We start from the raw sequence: 14,821 nt of genomic DNA, 5'->3' as shown, positions 1-14,821 counted from the left end.
CGGCGGGTAGCGGGTAGCGTCTGCAGAAATGTCGAAGTTATTTCAGGACAGCTCCCAAGAAGTGATTCCGGACCAATTCCTGACATTGCCAGTACGACTAACCATAAGGTCAGTGACAGGTGTTACACAGCCAGTTACCGTGAGATCTTTGCCAGCCACTATAAATCAAACGGGGGATTCCAATGGATAATCTGCTTAATAGCGTACTGATTGACAGCGTGCGTCCACAACTCAGAGACAAACTTGATTCGGGAGAATATCAGTGCCGCAACTCCGGTGGGCGACCCTACCTGACCGATTCCGAGGGTTCAGTCCTTTGCATTCATAACGGAGAGTTCAGTGTTATCCGGGACCAATCTTTCATAGACAAGGCACAGAATTTTTATGACCTGCTTCCGCCGGTTTTTAAAACGCTTGCCCAAAGAAAGATCATGGAATCAAACCCCCAAATAGCCGGAGCATCACTCCCTGCACGCTGCTCCGGTTCCACCACCCCTGATTCAGCCCTGCTAACACAAACCCAATGCCAGCTATTAAAAGCAATGGTTGAAGAAAAAGGCGTTTTTTTTAATCTGGAGGACCGGGCGATCACCACATTGGATGAAAGCACTTGCTACCGTCCCGACGACCTTAATGGCTTCACAGCGTCCAAAGATATCAGGCCGTTGGCCAACTTTGCGGCAATTGAGAAACAGTATACGCAATGGGCCGGGGTGGATGCGCACGGTAACGCAACGGCGGTGCAATCACTACCGCAGCCCACATCGAGTTGCCGCCCACCGTTGCCTCCCCAACCGCAGAAAAAGGACGTAAAAAGTATTGGCGCCGTTATTGACTATGTGACTCCGGGATATCACCCACTGGTAATTTTTGATGCAGACGATACCCTCGTTGCCCGGGACGTTATTAATGGAGAGGCAATCGTGGTTGCTGTTGAAAAGGACACTGCGGCAACCCTCAAACGCCTGAAAGAAAAGGCACCCGACGCACAAATTATAGTGCTGACCCAGGCCACGGCAAAAGCAACCAGAGAAAAGCTGCAAAAAACCGGTATCAGTGAGCAGCTGTTTGACAGTATCGAAAGCGTTAACGACAAAATCGAAAGCGGTGCCGACAAAAAGGCTACAAAAGGCACGGTAATGCAGCAATACATCCGGCAAATGGCTGATCGCCCGGAACAGGTTTGTTTCGTTGATGACATGGATGTGATGTTAGATGATGTGGAAGCAACCTGTGCAAAGTTGCAAATCCATTGCACTACTTTCCTCTACACAGGAGCAGAAGAGCATCGAGACAGGGTCTGTGCCAATGTTTTGGGGGTATCGGTGGAGGAATTTAAACGTCAACAGAAAATGATGCAAAGCGATAGCCGCCCATAAAAGCCTTGAACCACAAAGGCACAAAGGCACAAAGAAGAGCTTTTTTCTTTTCCTTTGTGTCTTTGTGCCTTTGTGGTTCCCCTTCTTTTCAGGGCCTTTTGCGACAACCTCGAAGGCGGTGGTATGGATTTTAACGCCACCTGGCTACTTGCGGACCACAAGATTTGTCGAGACAAGAAAGCCCCGGGTCTGCCTATACCAGCAAGGATGGAAAAAGCATATTCACAGACATGGGCGACAGTTTTAACTTGATATCACACTTGGGCTTAATGCTAATAAATCCTTCTTCATGCATCTGCTTCAAGACAGGCCTGAGTGTTTGCTCGCCTTTACCAATCTGCTTGCATATAGCCGATCTGGGCATCGGCCCGCTTTTCAGCAGTAGCTTATAGATATCCCGGGCTTCTGGCCTTATTGGTGCGGCATCTTCTGGCAATGCGTTTCGCTCCCTCATGGCAAAGTAGTAGTCAATCCGGCTATTGAGCTTTTGGGCATCGTAGAGGCCAGCAAAAAACCTGATCTGGTCCAGTGCTGTATCGATGAAATATTCCGTGAAACACATCAGGCCTTTATCAGACAGCTGCCCTCTGCCATCGGTGCTGCCTTGCCTGGGTTTGTCCGCTTCAGCCAGCGCTTTATAGTATTCTTTAGTCTGCAGTGCAAATCCCCGTGTCACTGACCATAAGCCATAGCCGCTGAGGCCAGTCAGTTTTTTCATATAGCAATCAGTCAGCAGCCTTATAGCTCTGCCATTGCCATCGATAAATGGATGGACCCACGCCAGCCGGTGATGCATAGCAATAGCTGCCAGTACGGACTGAGTGGCAAACAACGTCTCGGGGTGGTAGGCCCGGATAATCCAGGACATATAGCCAGAGATATCTTCCGCCTTTGGCGGGATGTGCCTGCCGACCTTTACGTCCCTGTCTCTGTACTGCCCGGGAATCAGTTTAAGGGGCGTACCATCCTCTTTGAGAAATACCTGCCCATGGACATCTTTAACCAGAAGCATGTCATCCGGGACACCGCTATAGAACATCTTGTGAATCCCTTTAAAAAAAGCCTCAGACCATATTTGATCAGAGTCTGTGGCATAAGCGGCCAGCTTGAACTGCGCTTCCTGGTGGGCCAGTATTTCAATGATGTCCTTTGCCAGCTTTGCGGTAGCGTACTCGTTTTGATACTTCTGAGCCTGCAGAAGGTCTTTTGGATGCGTTGAGTTGCCTTCTATTTTGTTGCTGTAATAACTGTTGACCATCCTCAGCAGCCAATCGAGGGAGCTTCTGATAGCGGAGGGGATCGAGGCGTTCAGGGCTGCATCTTCCTGCAGCAGGTTCATCAGCTTTACCTGATAATCGCCGGACAACCGGTCGTTGGTAATGTAGGGCGTGATGCTGATCATTATTGCTACTCAATCCTTCTATACACAGAAAACAAGCGGGCAATACATTATAAGGAATTGTTCCGGAACAACTGCATCATTTTATTCAGCTCGGGAAGATGTTGCCGCCAGTTGCCCGACGACCCGCGCCCTTATTCAGCAGCTGACTGCCAGCCTGGCAGGCGATAACGTCAGCGCCTTCCCTGTGGGTGATACCTTCTTATCGCCACCGCTGGCAACGGCTGCTCGGCAGTCCTGTCAGGGCATGGTATAAAAAAATTGTCTTAATTCAGTTTTTTTAACAAATAAACGATATTTAAATTCGGTGATTCCTGGACTAACTTAATATGCAGTTATTCTGTTCTTTGTTATTAACTGGATATCCGTCGTTTTTTTTAGAGTTTATTTGACTTTTATTTCCTGTTGGCTTCAACACTCTTCAAAGCATCTACAACCATCTTCAGACATTTAATGTCGTTCAAGGTATATGTAATGAGTCGTTCAGTAGTTATATTGAGAAAGAAAGCCCTGGTTCTGGGTATCAGCTCTGTGCTGGCCGGGTGGAGTGGCAGTGGTGGTTTGTGTGCTGAGGAGTTGGATGTTGCACCTTCTGTTGGTGTTAAACCAGCAGTTTCTTCTGTAGCGTCTCAGGACAATGCTGGAAATCAAGGTCAACTGACCAGCCTGAGTACTGGCGCAGCAACAACAATGGTTGTTCAGGGCCAAAAGGCCAGCTACAGAACAGCTGCTGACACACCGTCGCCGGTCATGAACATCGCGCCCGGCGGTAAGCTGATCATCAACAGACAGCTGAATGTTGTGAGCGGCGGCTACCAACAAGACGGTACCATTGCGGTTGATTTAACGTCGGCTACTTTCTCCCGGACAAGTGCGACACCCCCGCTGGTCACCGCCGACACCATTACCATCGGCCCTGACGCCACCCTGGAATTTGACAGCACCAATACCACAGAGGGTCAGGTATTGATGAAGGCCACTGAACAAGACATCAATCGACCGGTCACGATTGTTGATACTTTCCCTGGCACTGACTCGGCCCAGTACAACCACTTTTATGCCACCCTGACTTCCAGTGATGCGAAGTCCAGCGATAAGAAACTGATGACTATTGCTGCCCAACCCATGCAAACCTACATCTGCGATATGGCGTCTGCCGGTGGTGCCCCAACTTCTGCGGTTCGGGCGGTGGATGTTGCCGTTGCCCCGAAAAATTCAGCCGAGGCCGCCGCTGCCCGGTCCCGCACCCGGACCACTGGTGACCCGCTCAATACATTTGTGGTCCAGCGGGCCACCACCCCGGCCAGTGCCGCCCAGCTGGCCAAACAGCTGACCCCCAACGATACCGGCAGCAACATTACCGCCACCCGCGATGCCCAACAGTTGGCCAGTAAAGCCATAGATAACCGCAATACCAACCGCCGCACCGGCCTGAACACCGGCGATATGGTGGAGTCCGGGGGTGTCTGGATTCAATACGCCTACAACAACGCCAAACAGGATGAGAAAGACGGCGTCTCAGGCTACAAGGACAAAACCAATGGCTTTACCCTGGGGGCCGACTGGGAGCTGGACCCGATGTTTGATGCCGGGGTGGCCTACACCTACGCCAAGTCGGATATCAGCGGTGAAGGGGCCGGTTCCGGCAGCAACATGGACAGCAAGAACCATATCTTCACCCTGTTCGGCTCCTATGCCATGGATGATATGTTTATGGATGGCCTGATCAGCTATGCCTCCGCGGATAACAAAGGCAACCGTAATCTCGGAACGTCTTACAGCTACGACAGCAAGAGCTGGGGTTTCGGCCTGAGCGGCGGCATCACCCTGCCCGCCAGTGAAGAGTGGAGCTGGCAACCTTTGGTGGCCTTTAATTACTACCGCATCACCACCGACGACTACAGCGAGTCTGCCTCTTCGGCGTCAAGCTTCCTCACCTTCGATAGTGTGAAAAACGACGATTACACTATTATGGAACTGGGCGCCGGTGTGCGGCTGATGGGCGATATCGAGAGTGCCGACCTGGCCTTCCGCCCGGCCTTCAAACTGATGGCCTTCCACGACTTTAAAGACGACCCGGTCACCATGACCGCCCACTACGCCGCCGGTGGCAGCAGCTTTGTGGTGCAGGGTGCCAAACGTGATACATCCCGCTTCCAGTTTGCCGCCTCGGTGGATGTGGACCTGCAGGATAATATGCTTCTGTCGTTTAACTACAGCCATGACTGGATGGATAACTTCAAGTCCGATGGGTTTATTGCGCGGTTGCGGTATGATTTTTAGCGCTGCCCGCTGCCCGCTGCCCGCAAGAGCATACTTGGTTCGGGGTTTTGGGTAGCGTTGTTAGAAAGTTAGTTCCGTGTGTGTAGTTGTTATAGAGTGTGTACAGAGTTGCCTCCCCTTGCGGGAGGTTTTTTTTGGCGATCAGGTAGCCATGTTTGGATAGACATTAACCCGGATATTACATAGCAGAAAACCGATGACTTTACTCCGCTATCATTTTGGGGATTGTACGGAACAGCTGCCTTTATGCCAGTCCTGAATACAAAACACCATCCTGGAAACGGGCAAATGAAAACCGGGGTCAAGGCTTGATTCTTGACACCAGCCGGTCATTTATTCTGCTGGCTATAGTTTCAGGCGGGTGAGAAGGTGATGTTCAGTTTGTGCCCGGTCGCTTCGGCGTATTTTTTCAACATGCCCAGACTGGGCAAGGTTTTGCTGTTGGCACTTTCAAGACGGCAGATGCTGGATTTCCGGGTGCCTATTACCCGGGCAATTTCTTCCTGGGTCATCCCGGCCTCCTGCCGCATGCGAATCAGTTCGCGGCGAAGCGCGAAGAACTCTGCCTTTTTGGCCATGGCGGTTTGGACATCATCACGTTCAAGCATTTTATCCCGAAACGCTTTATAACTTGAGTTTGCCATGCTGTACCTCCCTCATTCGCTGGTAGCCAAGCTCTAACTCTCTTTTTGGCGTCTTTTGAGTTTTTTTTCCGGAAAACATGCAAAATCTTGCGCTCACGATATGTACGCTCTATATTTACGAGCGTACACACCCTCAGGATTTTGTGTTATGTCTACGCAGCAGGAACCAGAACAGACTAGCCAGAGCGTAACCCTGACTCAGCTTCGCAAGAATATCTATCAGCTTGTCGATCAAGTGATCGCCAGTGGTAAGCCATTAACCATTGCACGGGGGGGGACTCTGTTAAAACTGGATGTTGTGGCCAGAGCTTCATCAAAGCTTGGTAATCTTAAGGTCCGCGATACATTGCTACCACCTAATAAGCCAGATGGTCTTGAGAAAGCGATCACCCATCAGTGGGAGCCAGATCATGGTTTTGATTGATACGCACATTGCGGTCTTTCTGCACAGTGGTGATTTGGGCAAGGTTTCGCCATTGGCTCAGGAGCAGCTTGAATATCATGATATTGTTTTGCCGGAACTGGCCAGGCTGGAGCTTCAGTATTTGCATGAGATTGGCCGGATTGCCTATACCCCTGCCGAGATAGTGGCTGACTTGTATGGTGATGTGGGCATGGTTTGTTCAAAAACGCCCACCGCAGGCCTGGTACAGTCGGCTTTGGTTATTCACTGGACGCGGGACGTTTTTGACCGGCTGATTGCCGCTGATGCCATTTTTTGCGATTGCCCGTTGATTACCCGTGACCAGCGTATCATTGAGCATTTGCCCCAGGCGTTCAGTGCCCGCTGTTGAGCCAGAACCCTTGCGCCCCCCTCCATCTTCTGCATGTCGTAGCCCGGCCAAGCCCAAAAACTTTGTGTCTTTGTGCCTTTGTGGTTCTCTTCTTTAAAAGCTTTGAACCACAAAGGCACAAAGACACAAAGGAAGCCTTTTTTGTTTGCCAGGCATCGGGCCGAATGTTATTGAACCTGACAACCTTGTCAGTCAATCGAGTCACAGGCATTGGTAAGCTACAGGTCATCAATAACTGTTATCTGAAGCTTTATTTCAACAAGGAGGTTGAATTATGAGCAATTCAATAAACCAGTTTTCCGCCAGTACTGCATTTGCTTCTTCGGCCCACAAGCGCCAACGCTCCTTGTTTTCAAGTGTCTGTAGCGCTACTGGCAAGGCGATTGCCATGCCCTTTCGCCTTGCCTCAACGGCGGTCAATGGCGGTGTTTTTGCGGCGTATTACGTTACCACCCTGGCTACCAGCGGGCTGGCTGCCGTCGGGGGCACTATCTTTGGTATGGTCGACATCGCCAACGATGCTGCCCAGGGAAGACCACATAAAAAGCTGAGTGACTATACCGTTACAGCCGCCCGGGAAACCTTCAATTTTATTTCCAACGCTTACTACAAACTGCCAAAACATGGGGCTGAAATCATCTTCACCAGTGCTGTCGTTGTTGCAGTAACGACCCTGGCAATTATGGCAGGTGCCGAGGGAGGTGGCAGTAGCGGTGGCAGTTCAGGTGTTTGTCATGGACACCTGTGGCTACACAGTCCCCATTACTGCTGTGCTGGCAATACTCCCCACTCAAGTGAGCGGATACGCCCTGAAGATGACTATAACCCTTCAGGTATCACCGCTGCACTGCATCCGTACCGACCGGCTATTGTCCTTGGACGTAAAATCATGGGCAAAACCACCGATATCGTGAATCGTGGCCAGGAGATTGACTAAACAATCATCTACCTTCAGCAATGAGCAGAATTTCACCGGTTCTGCTCGCCCACAGGAGCCGCGCCCTGCGGCTGTTGAGGAACTGCCATGAGAAAGAGTGGTCTCAGGCGGTAATTCAGCAAAGCAATGGTTCAATGAACGGATTTAACGCAAACCCATGTCTTGCATCTGTTAATGCCTTTCCACCGGGTTATCCGGAATCACCGTTAAAAGAAACGGTGGTTTTCGGTTCACAAAAAAACACGGTTGCCTGTTCTGCCTGCATACCTGATTCACGCTATGAAAGATATATCAGAGCAGCAAATCCGGGCATACCCTCCAGGTCACTGGATGATTATTCAATTTCTCATTTCCTGCCCCTTAACAATGAATTAACGCGCCCTGAATTTTCACTGGCCAGCATTAATGAAATTTTCTCCGATAAATTTGCCAGTGGACCGGTTGGTGGAGAATTTGCATTCACAAACTCTCAACCACTGGCATTCCCCCCGGGAATTTCATCAGCCAGTTTTGCTCAGCCATTATCACTTCCAGTTGCTCAGGCGGGTCCGCTGAATAAAGACAGACAAGCGCAACTGACAATGCAAACCATGGAGTCTGCATCACGTGAATTCTATGGCTTTGGTCAACCTCTGTCCGGGAAAGTGATGGCTGCCAAACCAAATTACGAACAGTCTGAGAGACGGAAGGCGTCCAAACGGGCTTACGAACAGTCTGAGAGAGGAAAGGCGACCAGACGAGCCTGGGCGAGATTGAAGAGAATGAAGATTAAGATGGGTACTCATAAAAACAGAAGAAACGCCAACTCAAACGCTCGTAGTAAGTCGGACACATTGAAATTGAAATTGAAATTGGCCAAAGACTCGTACACCGGATCTGACAGAGACAGGCTGAAAAAAAAGATAAGAAACGCCAAGTCAAACACTTATACCTCCGCCAGAAGAAAAGGCTTCAGTGAAGAAGAAGCAAGGCAACAAGGGGAGTTGGCAGCGAAGGCAAAAGAAGCAGAATTATTCGCCACTTCGCTTACCGGTTACCTGACTGACAATCAGACAACATGAGTTTCAGAGTTGGTAATTTTTGGTGTTCAAACTAGACTAAAGACTCAAGGAAATTGCTAATGGACTAATCTAAAAATCTTACAATCAGGTAATTAAAAATGCTAAGCGTTGCAGCTAATATTCCATCCTTAAAAGATATTAGCCAGTTTGAAATTGGTGATACATGTCATCTGACGATACCCTGCCAGCATTACTGCAAAATGCACTTCAAAGATGGCACCATCCGTGAAGTCAAGCTATTCACCCCCTCTATAGATTACCTGATAAACAATCTTCCTGAATCAAAAGTGAAAAACTCCTTTAGCAAGTATCATTTTGATCAGTTAATGTCCCATATTTCAGAGTCAGAAAAAGTGACGCACTTGAATAATTTGAAAAGTTATATTCGTTTAGACGCCTGATGGATTCCCAGTTGGGTGATCATTAAACTTACCCCCATTTTCAATGGCTTTCGAATGGAACCACAAATGCCCATAGCGCGTGAAAATATTTTGCGCCACCCTCAGGAATGAAAAATGGTTGAGCAAAATATTTTCACGGCAAAGAGCAGGAAGTTAAAGAAAATCCTTTCTTTGTGTCATTCGTAGTTCCATCTTTAACCACCCCAAGCGGGGAGTAAGCGCTTAATGTCTACCCCGGGATCATTGATCAGTCTTCTTTTAATACACGACGATAAGCCGTGAACTGATCACCAAATCTGTCAACACCCTCCCGGCGGAGTTCAGGCGCAAGGTGTGTCAGGTAATGGTCCAGGGCACTTTGACCAGATACTCGATAGCGAATGGAAAAACCGGTTGAATAGGGCCTTGCGGTCAGCTGGTCATCCGCCATCAGGCTAAGGATTTCGGCACTGTGAAATCCTTCAGCCTTCAGCACAGCCTCAATGTGCGGTTTTAGCCAGGCCCTGAACTCATTCACAATATCACTATCCACCAGACAGTTGACTTCATAGATAATCATACTCTCCCCCCTGAATAATTGTTTTGCAAAATAAATAGTAGTGGGTGAATGAAAAAAATCAGACTTTTTGCACAATATTTAAACCATGCCGAATGGGCAGCAGCACACTCTCCAGGTTTGGATGCTGGTAAATGTAACGGTTCAGATCGGCTATCACCCGTTCCCTCTCTTCCTGAGGGGCAAGCACCTTCCCTTTCCAGAGCGCATCGTCAATCACCACCAGGCCATTGGGGCTGATCATGGGCAGTACCAGCTCGAGATAATCCCGGTACTTTTTCTTATCTGCATCAATAAACACCAGATCCAGGGTCTTTGCTGCCAATGTCGGGATGGTATCCAGCGCCCTGCCAAAGAGCACGTTGATTTTATGGCCATGGGGAGACCGGTCAAAAAACTCCTGGCCAATGGCAATGGACCGTGGATTCGTCTCACAGGCATACACCACGCCATCATCGGGTAAACCCTCTGCCATGGACAGCGCGGCGTAGCCGGTAAACATACCGATTTCCAGCACGGTTTGACTGCGACTGATCTTCACCAGCATTTTCAGGGTCTGCCCCACCAGCCGACCGGAGAGGTTAACGGGGTAACGGGTTCTGGCCACCGTGGCCTGAGCCAGCTCTGCCAGAAGCCGCGACTCACCGGACGTCATCGCCTGACAATAGTTTTCAATGGCTGGATCAACCACCCAATCCATGCAGGATACCTTTATGATGAAAAAGCCTTGAACCACAAAGGCACAGAGGCACAAAGAAAAAAGAAAAAAGAAAAAAGAAAAAAGAAAAAAGAAAAGCTTTTCTTTGTGACTTTGTGCCTTTGTGGTTCCCCTTCTTTTCAGGGCCTTTTGCGACAACCCAAAACAATGGCGTTTACACCCAGGCACTCTCTTTCTTGCGAATCTTCAACATCGGCAGGAACAGGCCTAGCAGAATACCTAGTAATATCGTTCCACCACCAATAAGAAACCATCGTAGCTTATTATCTCTGTCCAGCTGGCTGTATTCCGCCTGTAGTACCTGCAGCTGGTTTTTCAGCCGTTCGTTTTCTTCAACCAATTGCTGGTTACGGCGATCGATCGCCAGGGGCTCAGCAGAAATTTCCTGAAGTCGTTTCAGCTCCACCTGCTGGCGATCCAGTTTATCATCAGCCTTGCCAAGTTCGGCGGTGACCTCTTGCAGCTGACCATCCCGTTCAATCAGGCGTTGTTCCAGCGCCTTGTTATCTGCCGCAATTTTACTGGCCCGGTCCAGGGCAGCGGGTAACTGGCGAAAAGCCGGTGGGTTTATCATCAGATATTGTGCCGGTACATAACCTTCCTGATCACCGTGCTTCACTTTACTGAAGCCATTGCCAGAATCTTCTTCCAGCAGTACCAGCGCAGTGCCAGTCTTCAAGCCACGATGAAGAATCCGGTATTCATTACTGGGCCCACTGCGCATGGGCACATAGGTAGTATCCGTGATATATCGTGTCTCGGCACAGACCTGCCCGATCCATAGCAAACTGAACAGAACAACCAGCCAATGTTTTTGCATTTTCACAGGTATCAGCATCTCAAATTACGGCAGAACTTTTTTAAATGGTTTGACAATGACCTGTCGATAAACGCCAGCCTCTATGTAAGGATCTGCATCGGCCCAGGCCCGGGCTTCGGTTAAACTGGCAAATTCGGCAACCACCAGACTCCCGGTAAATCCGGCCTCCCCCGGATCATTGCTGTCTATGGCAGGACAGGGGCCAGCCAGCACCAGCCGCCCTTCATCCTTTAATTGCTGCAGCCGCTCCAGGTGCAAAGAGCGTGCCTTCATGCGCAGTGGCAGGCTATTATCGACGTCTTCACTGAAAATAGCGTAGAGCATTTATTTCTCCTCAGTCTGAATATGTTTTGAAATCACCAGAAACTGACCGACCACAAACAGGAAGGTCAGAATCAGGCTGCCGAACACTTTAAAGTCCACCCAGATATCGTGGAAGGTAAATGCCACAAAAAGGTTAGCCGCCCCAAGAAAAACAAAAAACAGAACCCAGCTGATGTTCATCTTGAGCCAGATGTTGTCCGGCAGGGTGAGGGCGTGCCCCATCATCCGTTCCAGCAGGGTCTTTTCACCAATAAACTGACTGCCCAGAAACGCCACCGCAAAGATCCAGTTGACGATGGGGGTTTTCCACTTCAAAAACGCTTCATCATGAAAAGCCAGGGTCATACCGCCAAACAGCACCACCGCCGCCAGCGTGACCACATGGCTTTTCTCAAGCTTGCGGTTTTTCAGGTACAGGCTGCCATACACCACAATGGAGGCCACCATCAACACCAGGGTGGCACTGAACGGTCCACCCAGGGCAAAGTCATGTGCCCCCAGACTGACCACTCTCGGGTCCATTTTATAGACGACAAAGAACAGAATCAGGGGAATAAAGTCAATTAGTTGTTTCATAGTTGGCCGATCAGGGTGCCTTTGATGAATTACGATCCGTGAGTTTGAGTCTGCAGGCAATAACAGTCAAACTACATGATAAACTAATTGAATTTCCGGGTAACAGACAATTTTGCTTGCCATTGACCTACACAGCCACACCACCGCTTCCGATGGAACGCTTGACCCGGTTGAACTCTGCCACCGGGCTCAGGAACGACAGGTTCATACGCTGGCCATTACCGACCATGACACCGTTGCTGCCCACTACTTCCTGCGAGACTTCGCCCCCGCAGGTGATATGCGGTTAATCACCGGCATTGAACTCTCTACCGCCTGGGCCGGTGCTGAAATTCATATTGTCGGTTTGAATTTCTCCCTGGATCACAGCGACCTGGAGATGGTGGTCAAAGCCCAGGGCGAGTGCCGCAGAAAACGCTCACATCATATTGCCGAACGACTGGCCAGCCGTTTGCCAGACTGGAATGCCGGGCAGATTTTCCAGAAAGTCCTTGAGGGCGCGGTTGCACAACAGCGAAGCAGCCGTTATGGCTTTCCGCTGCAACCGGACGACGTGCAGCTTGGGCGGCCCCACTTTGCCCGCTGGCTGATCAGTGAAGCGCGATGCCATGATATGGATGCGGCGTTTCGCCAGTACCTTGGTAACAACAAGATTGGCAACCTTAAAGCCTTCTGGCCAAAAATGAGCCAGGGCGTTGCCCGGATCCGGGCACTGGGAGGCATTGCCGTGCTTGCCCACCCCGGAAAATACCGGCTGACCGCCACCAGACTCAGGGCTCTGATCAAAGACTTCACCCTGGCAGGCGGGCATGCCCTGGAGGTGCAGGGATCGAACCACCCACGCAGCCAGGTGGAGCAAATGGCACGCTATTGTCGGGAGTTTAACCTGATGGCATCTCAAGGCAGCGATTTTCACAACCCGGACTACCCATGGGTTGATATTGGTCGACTGCCTTCTACTCTTCCTGAAAACCTGACACCGGTCTGGACTACCTGGAATTCTTGGGAGCTGTCCTGAAATAACTTCGACATTTCTTCAGACCCTACCCGCCGACCGCTTCCCGAAAAGCTGGAACCAATTGGTGGTGCTGTGGTCTAACAGCTATTAGACCACAAAGGTGATCATCATGGATTACATCAACAACCTGGCTGGCGCTCAAAAAGCTGTTGCACCTCCCGCGCCACAATTGCCAACCAACGAGGCAGCATTTGCAGGCCATGGCGTCAGTATTTCGAACCTGCCCGCCCCACCCGTTTATTCGCTGGATGACCCGGAAGCACCTCCGGGACCACCGCCTGCATATACTCCAGTTGACACTGGCATTACTGAGCGCCTGAGTGCACTCTCAACCGCCGAACTTCCGGCATCCCTGCAGGAGTGCCTCCTTATTCTTGGCGAGGCCTACAACGACGTTAATTTTCAATTTCTGGCAACTTCCCTGAGCTTTTGCAGGGACCACCAATATCACTTGAGCCCATTCTGGACAATATTAAATGAAATTATTCGCCAGCGTCTGCCGCCGCACGACAATAATAAAAACCTCCAGTTGTTGGCTGACAGGTTATGGACGTTTGTCTCGGAAGCATATGACACGCTGGTGAGTGGTAACGCCTATAAAAAACTCAGTGAAATGACCATCGTAACCTGCATGTACTTCCTCGAAGAACTATGCAAGAGCCAGTCTCAAGTGCCAATCACCGGGGATAACAAGGAGAAACCGGAGGGTATGGCGAGTGCTTCAACCGAAAATGCTTCGACCGAAAATGAAAGTGTGTTGGCGAGCAGGGTCATAAGAATGTTTCGCTCGCAATTGTGTTCAGGCATTAAAAAGAGCAAAAGGTGGGACGCCATGGAGAAACTCTACAAATTTGAGGAACTCAACAAGTCAGTATTAACCGATGATCCGAAACAAAAGCAACCGGCTACCGTCAACCTGAAGCTTTCCGGGCTACGCTACGAAGATATCCCCGGCACGACCATATCGAAACAATATGCTTCCAGCCTCAAGAAGTTCAGCCAGGCATACAAGATCGATCTTGCGCAACTCGTGGAGATAATAGGTAAAACACGGCCAGCATACTCCCTGGCCAAGGACATTTTGGTTTACTCTATGAATAAGGTTTATCGTGAAACGCATAAAGACACGCGTAGTATTTATGCGCCAAAAAATTTCTTCGCTGACCAGTCAGAACTCTTCCGGGATCGAAATGCGAGGTGTCTGTTGACATTGATGGAACATTGTCAACGTCAGGTTTTTAACGCTGGCCGTCAACCGGCAACTCCTGAAGCGCCTGAAATTGGCGAAAAATGCCATGAAGCACCGCGGCCTGTTCTTGAATCATCGGCAAGTAGCCAACAGGACATTCAGACGGTGGTGGATAAACTGCGTAATTTGCTGCTAGCGGCCAAGGGAATTAAAGCCCACGATCATGATAAGGACCCCGAAGTATTAAACCGTATAAGCGATTTTTTTAACGCAACAGCGGCAAACAACGGTTGGCGCTGAATACTTGACACCGCAGACTGCCCATGAGCAGATTTCCGATGTTTTCCAGTAAATAAAACGTTGCCACGGAGAAAAAATCTTTTCCTCCGTGGCAAAAAAACAGGAGGTTACTCCCAAGTACCACAGTCTATTCCCTGATAACCTCAGTATTTTTTCGGACCGCCTGACGGGCACTTCTATCCTGTTGACCTCAGTGTTATGATGCGCCACCGCTTTTGCGCAATCACCACTGTGCTCTTTCGCTGAGGCATTACTCTATAGGCTGAAGGCTATTTTATTGGCTGAAAGCCTATACCTTCACCACTGTGCGTTATGGCCGACACACTGTTTTGCTTGTCACGCCAATATATTCCCACACACCCCGGGCCATAGGAGGCTGTCCGAGAATAGACTGCCCTACGCGGCAACTGCTCCTGCGTTGC

General features: G+C 49.9%; 18 protein-coding genes. 11 read left to right on the top strand and 7 right to left on the bottom strand.

Features of this window, described 5'->3' with window-relative positions; translation table 11 throughout:
- Together KDK14_RS01825 and KDK14_RS01820 are read left to right on the top strand one after the other, a co-directional pair.
- Window positions 1-210, top strand: a 210-nt coding sequence (locus KDK14_RS01825; RefSeq protein WP_257263311.1) for a hypothetical protein, incomplete at its 5' end; no start/stop codon positions are given.
- On the top strand, window positions 183-1,379 hold the full coding sequence (locus KDK14_RS01820) for a DUF2608 domain-containing protein (RefSeq protein WP_257263310.1): 1,197 nt from the start codon (window positions 183-185) through the stop codon (window positions 1,377-1,379). The genes KDK14_RS01825 and KDK14_RS01820, both read left to right, overlap by 28 nt.
- 193 nt (window positions 1,380-1,572) lie before the next feature.
- Here the strand turns inward: KDK14_RS01820 and KDK14_RS01815 are convergent, their stop codons facing one another.
- Window positions 1,573-2,781, bottom strand: coding sequence for a Fic family protein (locus tag KDK14_RS01815; RefSeq protein WP_257263309.1), 1,209 nt, complete (start codon window positions 2,779-2,781; stop codon window positions 1,573-1,575).
- Here KDK14_RS01815 and KDK14_RS01810 point away from each other — a divergent pair.
- Window positions 2,771-3,034: a hypothetical protein gene (locus KDK14_RS01810; protein WP_257263308.1), complete on the top strand. Its 264-nt coding sequence runs from the start codon at window positions 2,771-2,773 to the stop codon at window positions 3,032-3,034. The two genes, KDK14_RS01815 and KDK14_RS01810, sit on opposite strands and share 11 nt — an antisense overlap.
- A 218-nt stretch (window positions 3,035-3,252) precedes the next feature.
- On the top strand, window positions 3,253-5,061 hold the full coding sequence (locus tag KDK14_RS01805) for an autotransporter outer membrane beta-barrel domain-containing protein (protein WP_257263307.1): 1,809 nt from the start codon (window positions 3,253-3,255) through the stop codon (window positions 5,059-5,061).
- A 353-nt stretch (window positions 5,062-5,414) separates the two neighbouring features.
- Here the strand turns inward: KDK14_RS01805 and KDK14_RS01800 are convergent, their stop codons facing one another.
- A complete protein-coding gene (locus tag KDK14_RS01800) occupies window positions 5,415-5,705 on the bottom strand; it encodes a helix-turn-helix domain-containing protein (RefSeq protein ID WP_257263306.1) in 291 nt (96 codons plus the stop codon).
- A gap of 148 nt (window positions 5,706-5,853) precedes the next feature.
- On the opposite strand from KDK14_RS01800, the gene KDK14_RS01795 reads away from it, so the two are divergent.
- The 5 genes from KDK14_RS01795 (at window position 5,854) to KDK14_RS01775 (ending at window position 8,898) form a co-directional block, all read left to right on the top strand.
- On the top strand, window positions 5,854-6,129 hold the full coding sequence (locus tag KDK14_RS01795; RefSeq protein ID WP_257263305.1) for a type II toxin-antitoxin system Phd/YefM family antitoxin: 276 nt from the start codon (window positions 5,854-5,856) through the stop codon (window positions 6,127-6,129).
- Window positions 6,116-6,499: a type II toxin-antitoxin system VapC family toxin gene (locus KDK14_RS01790; protein ID WP_257263304.1), complete on the top strand. Its 384-nt coding sequence runs from the start codon at window positions 6,116-6,118 to the stop codon at window positions 6,497-6,499. Before KDK14_RS01795 ends, KDK14_RS01790 begins: the two co-directional genes overlap by 14 nt.
- Before the next feature lie 274 nt (window positions 6,500-6,773).
- Complete coding sequence (locus KDK14_RS01785; protein ID WP_257263303.1) at window positions 6,774-7,436, top strand: hypothetical protein; 663 nt, start codon at window positions 6,774-6,776, stop codon at window positions 7,434-7,436.
- A gap of 134 nt (window positions 7,437-7,570) precedes the next feature.
- Entirely contained in the window at window positions 7,571-8,497 is a 927-nt protein-coding gene (locus KDK14_RS01780) for a hypothetical protein (RefSeq protein WP_257263302.1), read from the top strand.
- A 98-nt stretch (window positions 8,498-8,595) separates the two neighbouring features.
- On the top strand, window positions 8,596-8,898 hold the full coding sequence (locus tag KDK14_RS01775) for a hypothetical protein (RefSeq protein ID WP_257263301.1): 303 nt from the start codon (window positions 8,596-8,598) through the stop codon (window positions 8,896-8,898).
- A gap of 247 nt (window positions 8,899-9,145) precedes the next feature.
- Here KDK14_RS01775 and KDK14_RS01770 read toward each other — a convergent pair whose 3' ends face one another.
- The 5 genes from KDK14_RS01770 to KDK14_RS01750 form a co-directional block, all read right to left on the bottom strand.
- Window positions 9,146-9,457, bottom strand: a complete 312-nt coding sequence (locus tag KDK14_RS01770; protein ID WP_257263300.1) for a DUF4286 family protein — start codon at window positions 9,455-9,457, stop codon at window positions 9,146-9,148.
- A 58-nt stretch (window positions 9,458-9,515) separates the two neighbouring features.
- Entirely contained in the window at window positions 9,516-10,154 is a 639-nt protein-coding gene (locus KDK14_RS01765; protein WP_257263299.1) for an O-methyltransferase, read from the bottom strand.
- A 172-nt stretch (window positions 10,155-10,326) separates the two neighbouring features.
- The gene (locus KDK14_RS01760) at window positions 10,327-11,010 is read right to left on the bottom strand and encodes a TIGR04211 family SH3 domain-containing protein (protein ID WP_257263298.1); all 684 of its coding nucleotides are present in this window, start codon (window positions 11,008-11,010) and stop codon (window positions 10,327-10,329) included.
- 6 nt (window positions 11,011-11,016) lie between these two features.
- The gene (locus KDK14_RS01755; protein ID WP_257263297.1) at window positions 11,017-11,316 is read right to left on the bottom strand and encodes a YciI family protein; all 300 of its coding nucleotides are present in this window, start codon (window positions 11,314-11,316) and stop codon (window positions 11,017-11,019) included.
- The gene (locus tag KDK14_RS01750) at window positions 11,317-11,892 is read right to left on the bottom strand and encodes a septation protein A (protein WP_257263296.1); all 576 of its coding nucleotides are present in this window, start codon (window positions 11,890-11,892) and stop codon (window positions 11,317-11,319) included.
- Between the two features lie 112 nt (window positions 11,893-12,004).
- On the opposite strand from KDK14_RS01750, the gene KDK14_RS01745 reads away from it, so the two are divergent.
- Both KDK14_RS01745 and KDK14_RS01740 read left to right on the top strand, forming a co-directional pair.
- The gene (locus KDK14_RS01745) at window positions 12,005-12,910 is read left to right on the top strand and encodes a PHP domain-containing protein (protein ID WP_257263295.1); all 906 of its coding nucleotides are present in this window, start codon (window positions 12,005-12,007) and stop codon (window positions 12,908-12,910) included.
- A 109-nt stretch (window positions 12,911-13,019) separates the two neighbouring features.
- Window positions 13,020-14,399, top strand: coding sequence for a hypothetical protein (locus KDK14_RS01740; protein ID WP_257263294.1), 1,380 nt, complete (start codon window positions 13,020-13,022; stop codon window positions 14,397-14,399).
- The last annotated feature ends 422 nt before the right edge of the window (window positions 14,400-14,821 follow it).

Origin of the sequence: Endozoicomonas sp. ONNA2 (assembly GCF_024606365.1) — a bacterium.
In the GTDB taxonomy this organism is placed as follows: Bacteria; Pseudomonadota; Gammaproteobacteria; order Pseudomonadales; family Endozoicomonadaceae; genus Endozoicomonas.
Note: the sequence above shows the minus strand (reverse complement) of the source record. Positions and strands in the feature narration are given on the sequence as shown.

Coding starts and splice junctions, on each gene's coding strand:
- KDK14_RS01820 (WP_257263310.1), top strand. CDS start 183: ATGGATAATCTGCTTAATAGCGTACTGATTGACAGCGTGCGTCCACAA.
- KDK14_RS01810 (WP_257263308.1), top strand. CDS start 2,771: ATGCTGATCATTATTGCTACTCAATCCTTCTATACACAGAAAACAAGC.
- KDK14_RS01815 (WP_257263309.1), bottom strand. CDS start 2,781: ATGATCAGCATCACGCCCTACATTACCAACGACCGGTTGTCCGGCGAT.
- KDK14_RS01805 (WP_257263307.1), top strand. CDS start 3,253: ATGAGTCGTTCAGTAGTTATATTGAGAAAGAAAGCCCTGGTTCTGGGT.
- KDK14_RS01800 (WP_257263306.1), bottom strand. CDS start 5,705: ATGGCAAACTCAAGTTATAAAGCGTTTCGGGATAAAATGCTTGAACGT.
- KDK14_RS01795 (WP_257263305.1), top strand. CDS start 5,854: ATGTCTACGCAGCAGGAACCAGAACAGACTAGCCAGAGCGTAACCCTG.
- KDK14_RS01790 (WP_257263304.1), top strand. CDS start 6,116: ATGGTTTTGATTGATACGCACATTGCGGTCTTTCTGCACAGTGGTGAT.
- KDK14_RS01785 (WP_257263303.1), top strand. CDS start 6,774: ATGAGCAATTCAATAAACCAGTTTTCCGCCAGTACTGCATTTGCTTCT.
- KDK14_RS01780 (WP_257263302.1), top strand. CDS start 7,571: ATGAACGGATTTAACGCAAACCCATGTCTTGCATCTGTTAATGCCTTT.
- KDK14_RS01775 (WP_257263301.1), top strand. CDS start 8,596: ATGCTAAGCGTTGCAGCTAATATTCCATCCTTAAAAGATATTAGCCAG.
- KDK14_RS01770 (WP_257263300.1), bottom strand. CDS start 9,457: ATGATTATCTATGAAGTCAACTGTCTGGTGGATAGTGATATTGTGAAT.
- KDK14_RS01765 (WP_257263299.1), bottom strand. CDS start 10,154: ATGGATTGGGTGGTTGATCCAGCCATTGAAAACTATTGTCAGGCGATG.
- KDK14_RS01760 (WP_257263298.1), bottom strand. CDS start 11,010: ATGCTGATACCTGTGAAAATGCAAAAACATTGGCTGGTTGTTCTGTTC.
- KDK14_RS01755 (WP_257263297.1), bottom strand. CDS start 11,316: ATGCTCTACGCTATTTTCAGTGAAGACGTCGATAATAGCCTGCCACTG.
- KDK14_RS01750 (WP_257263296.1), bottom strand. CDS start 11,892: ATGAAACAACTAATTGACTTTATTCCCCTGATTCTGTTCTTTGTCGTC.
- KDK14_RS01740 (WP_257263294.1), top strand. CDS start 13,020: ATGGATTACATCAACAACCTGGCTGGCGCTCAAAAAGCTGTTGCACCT.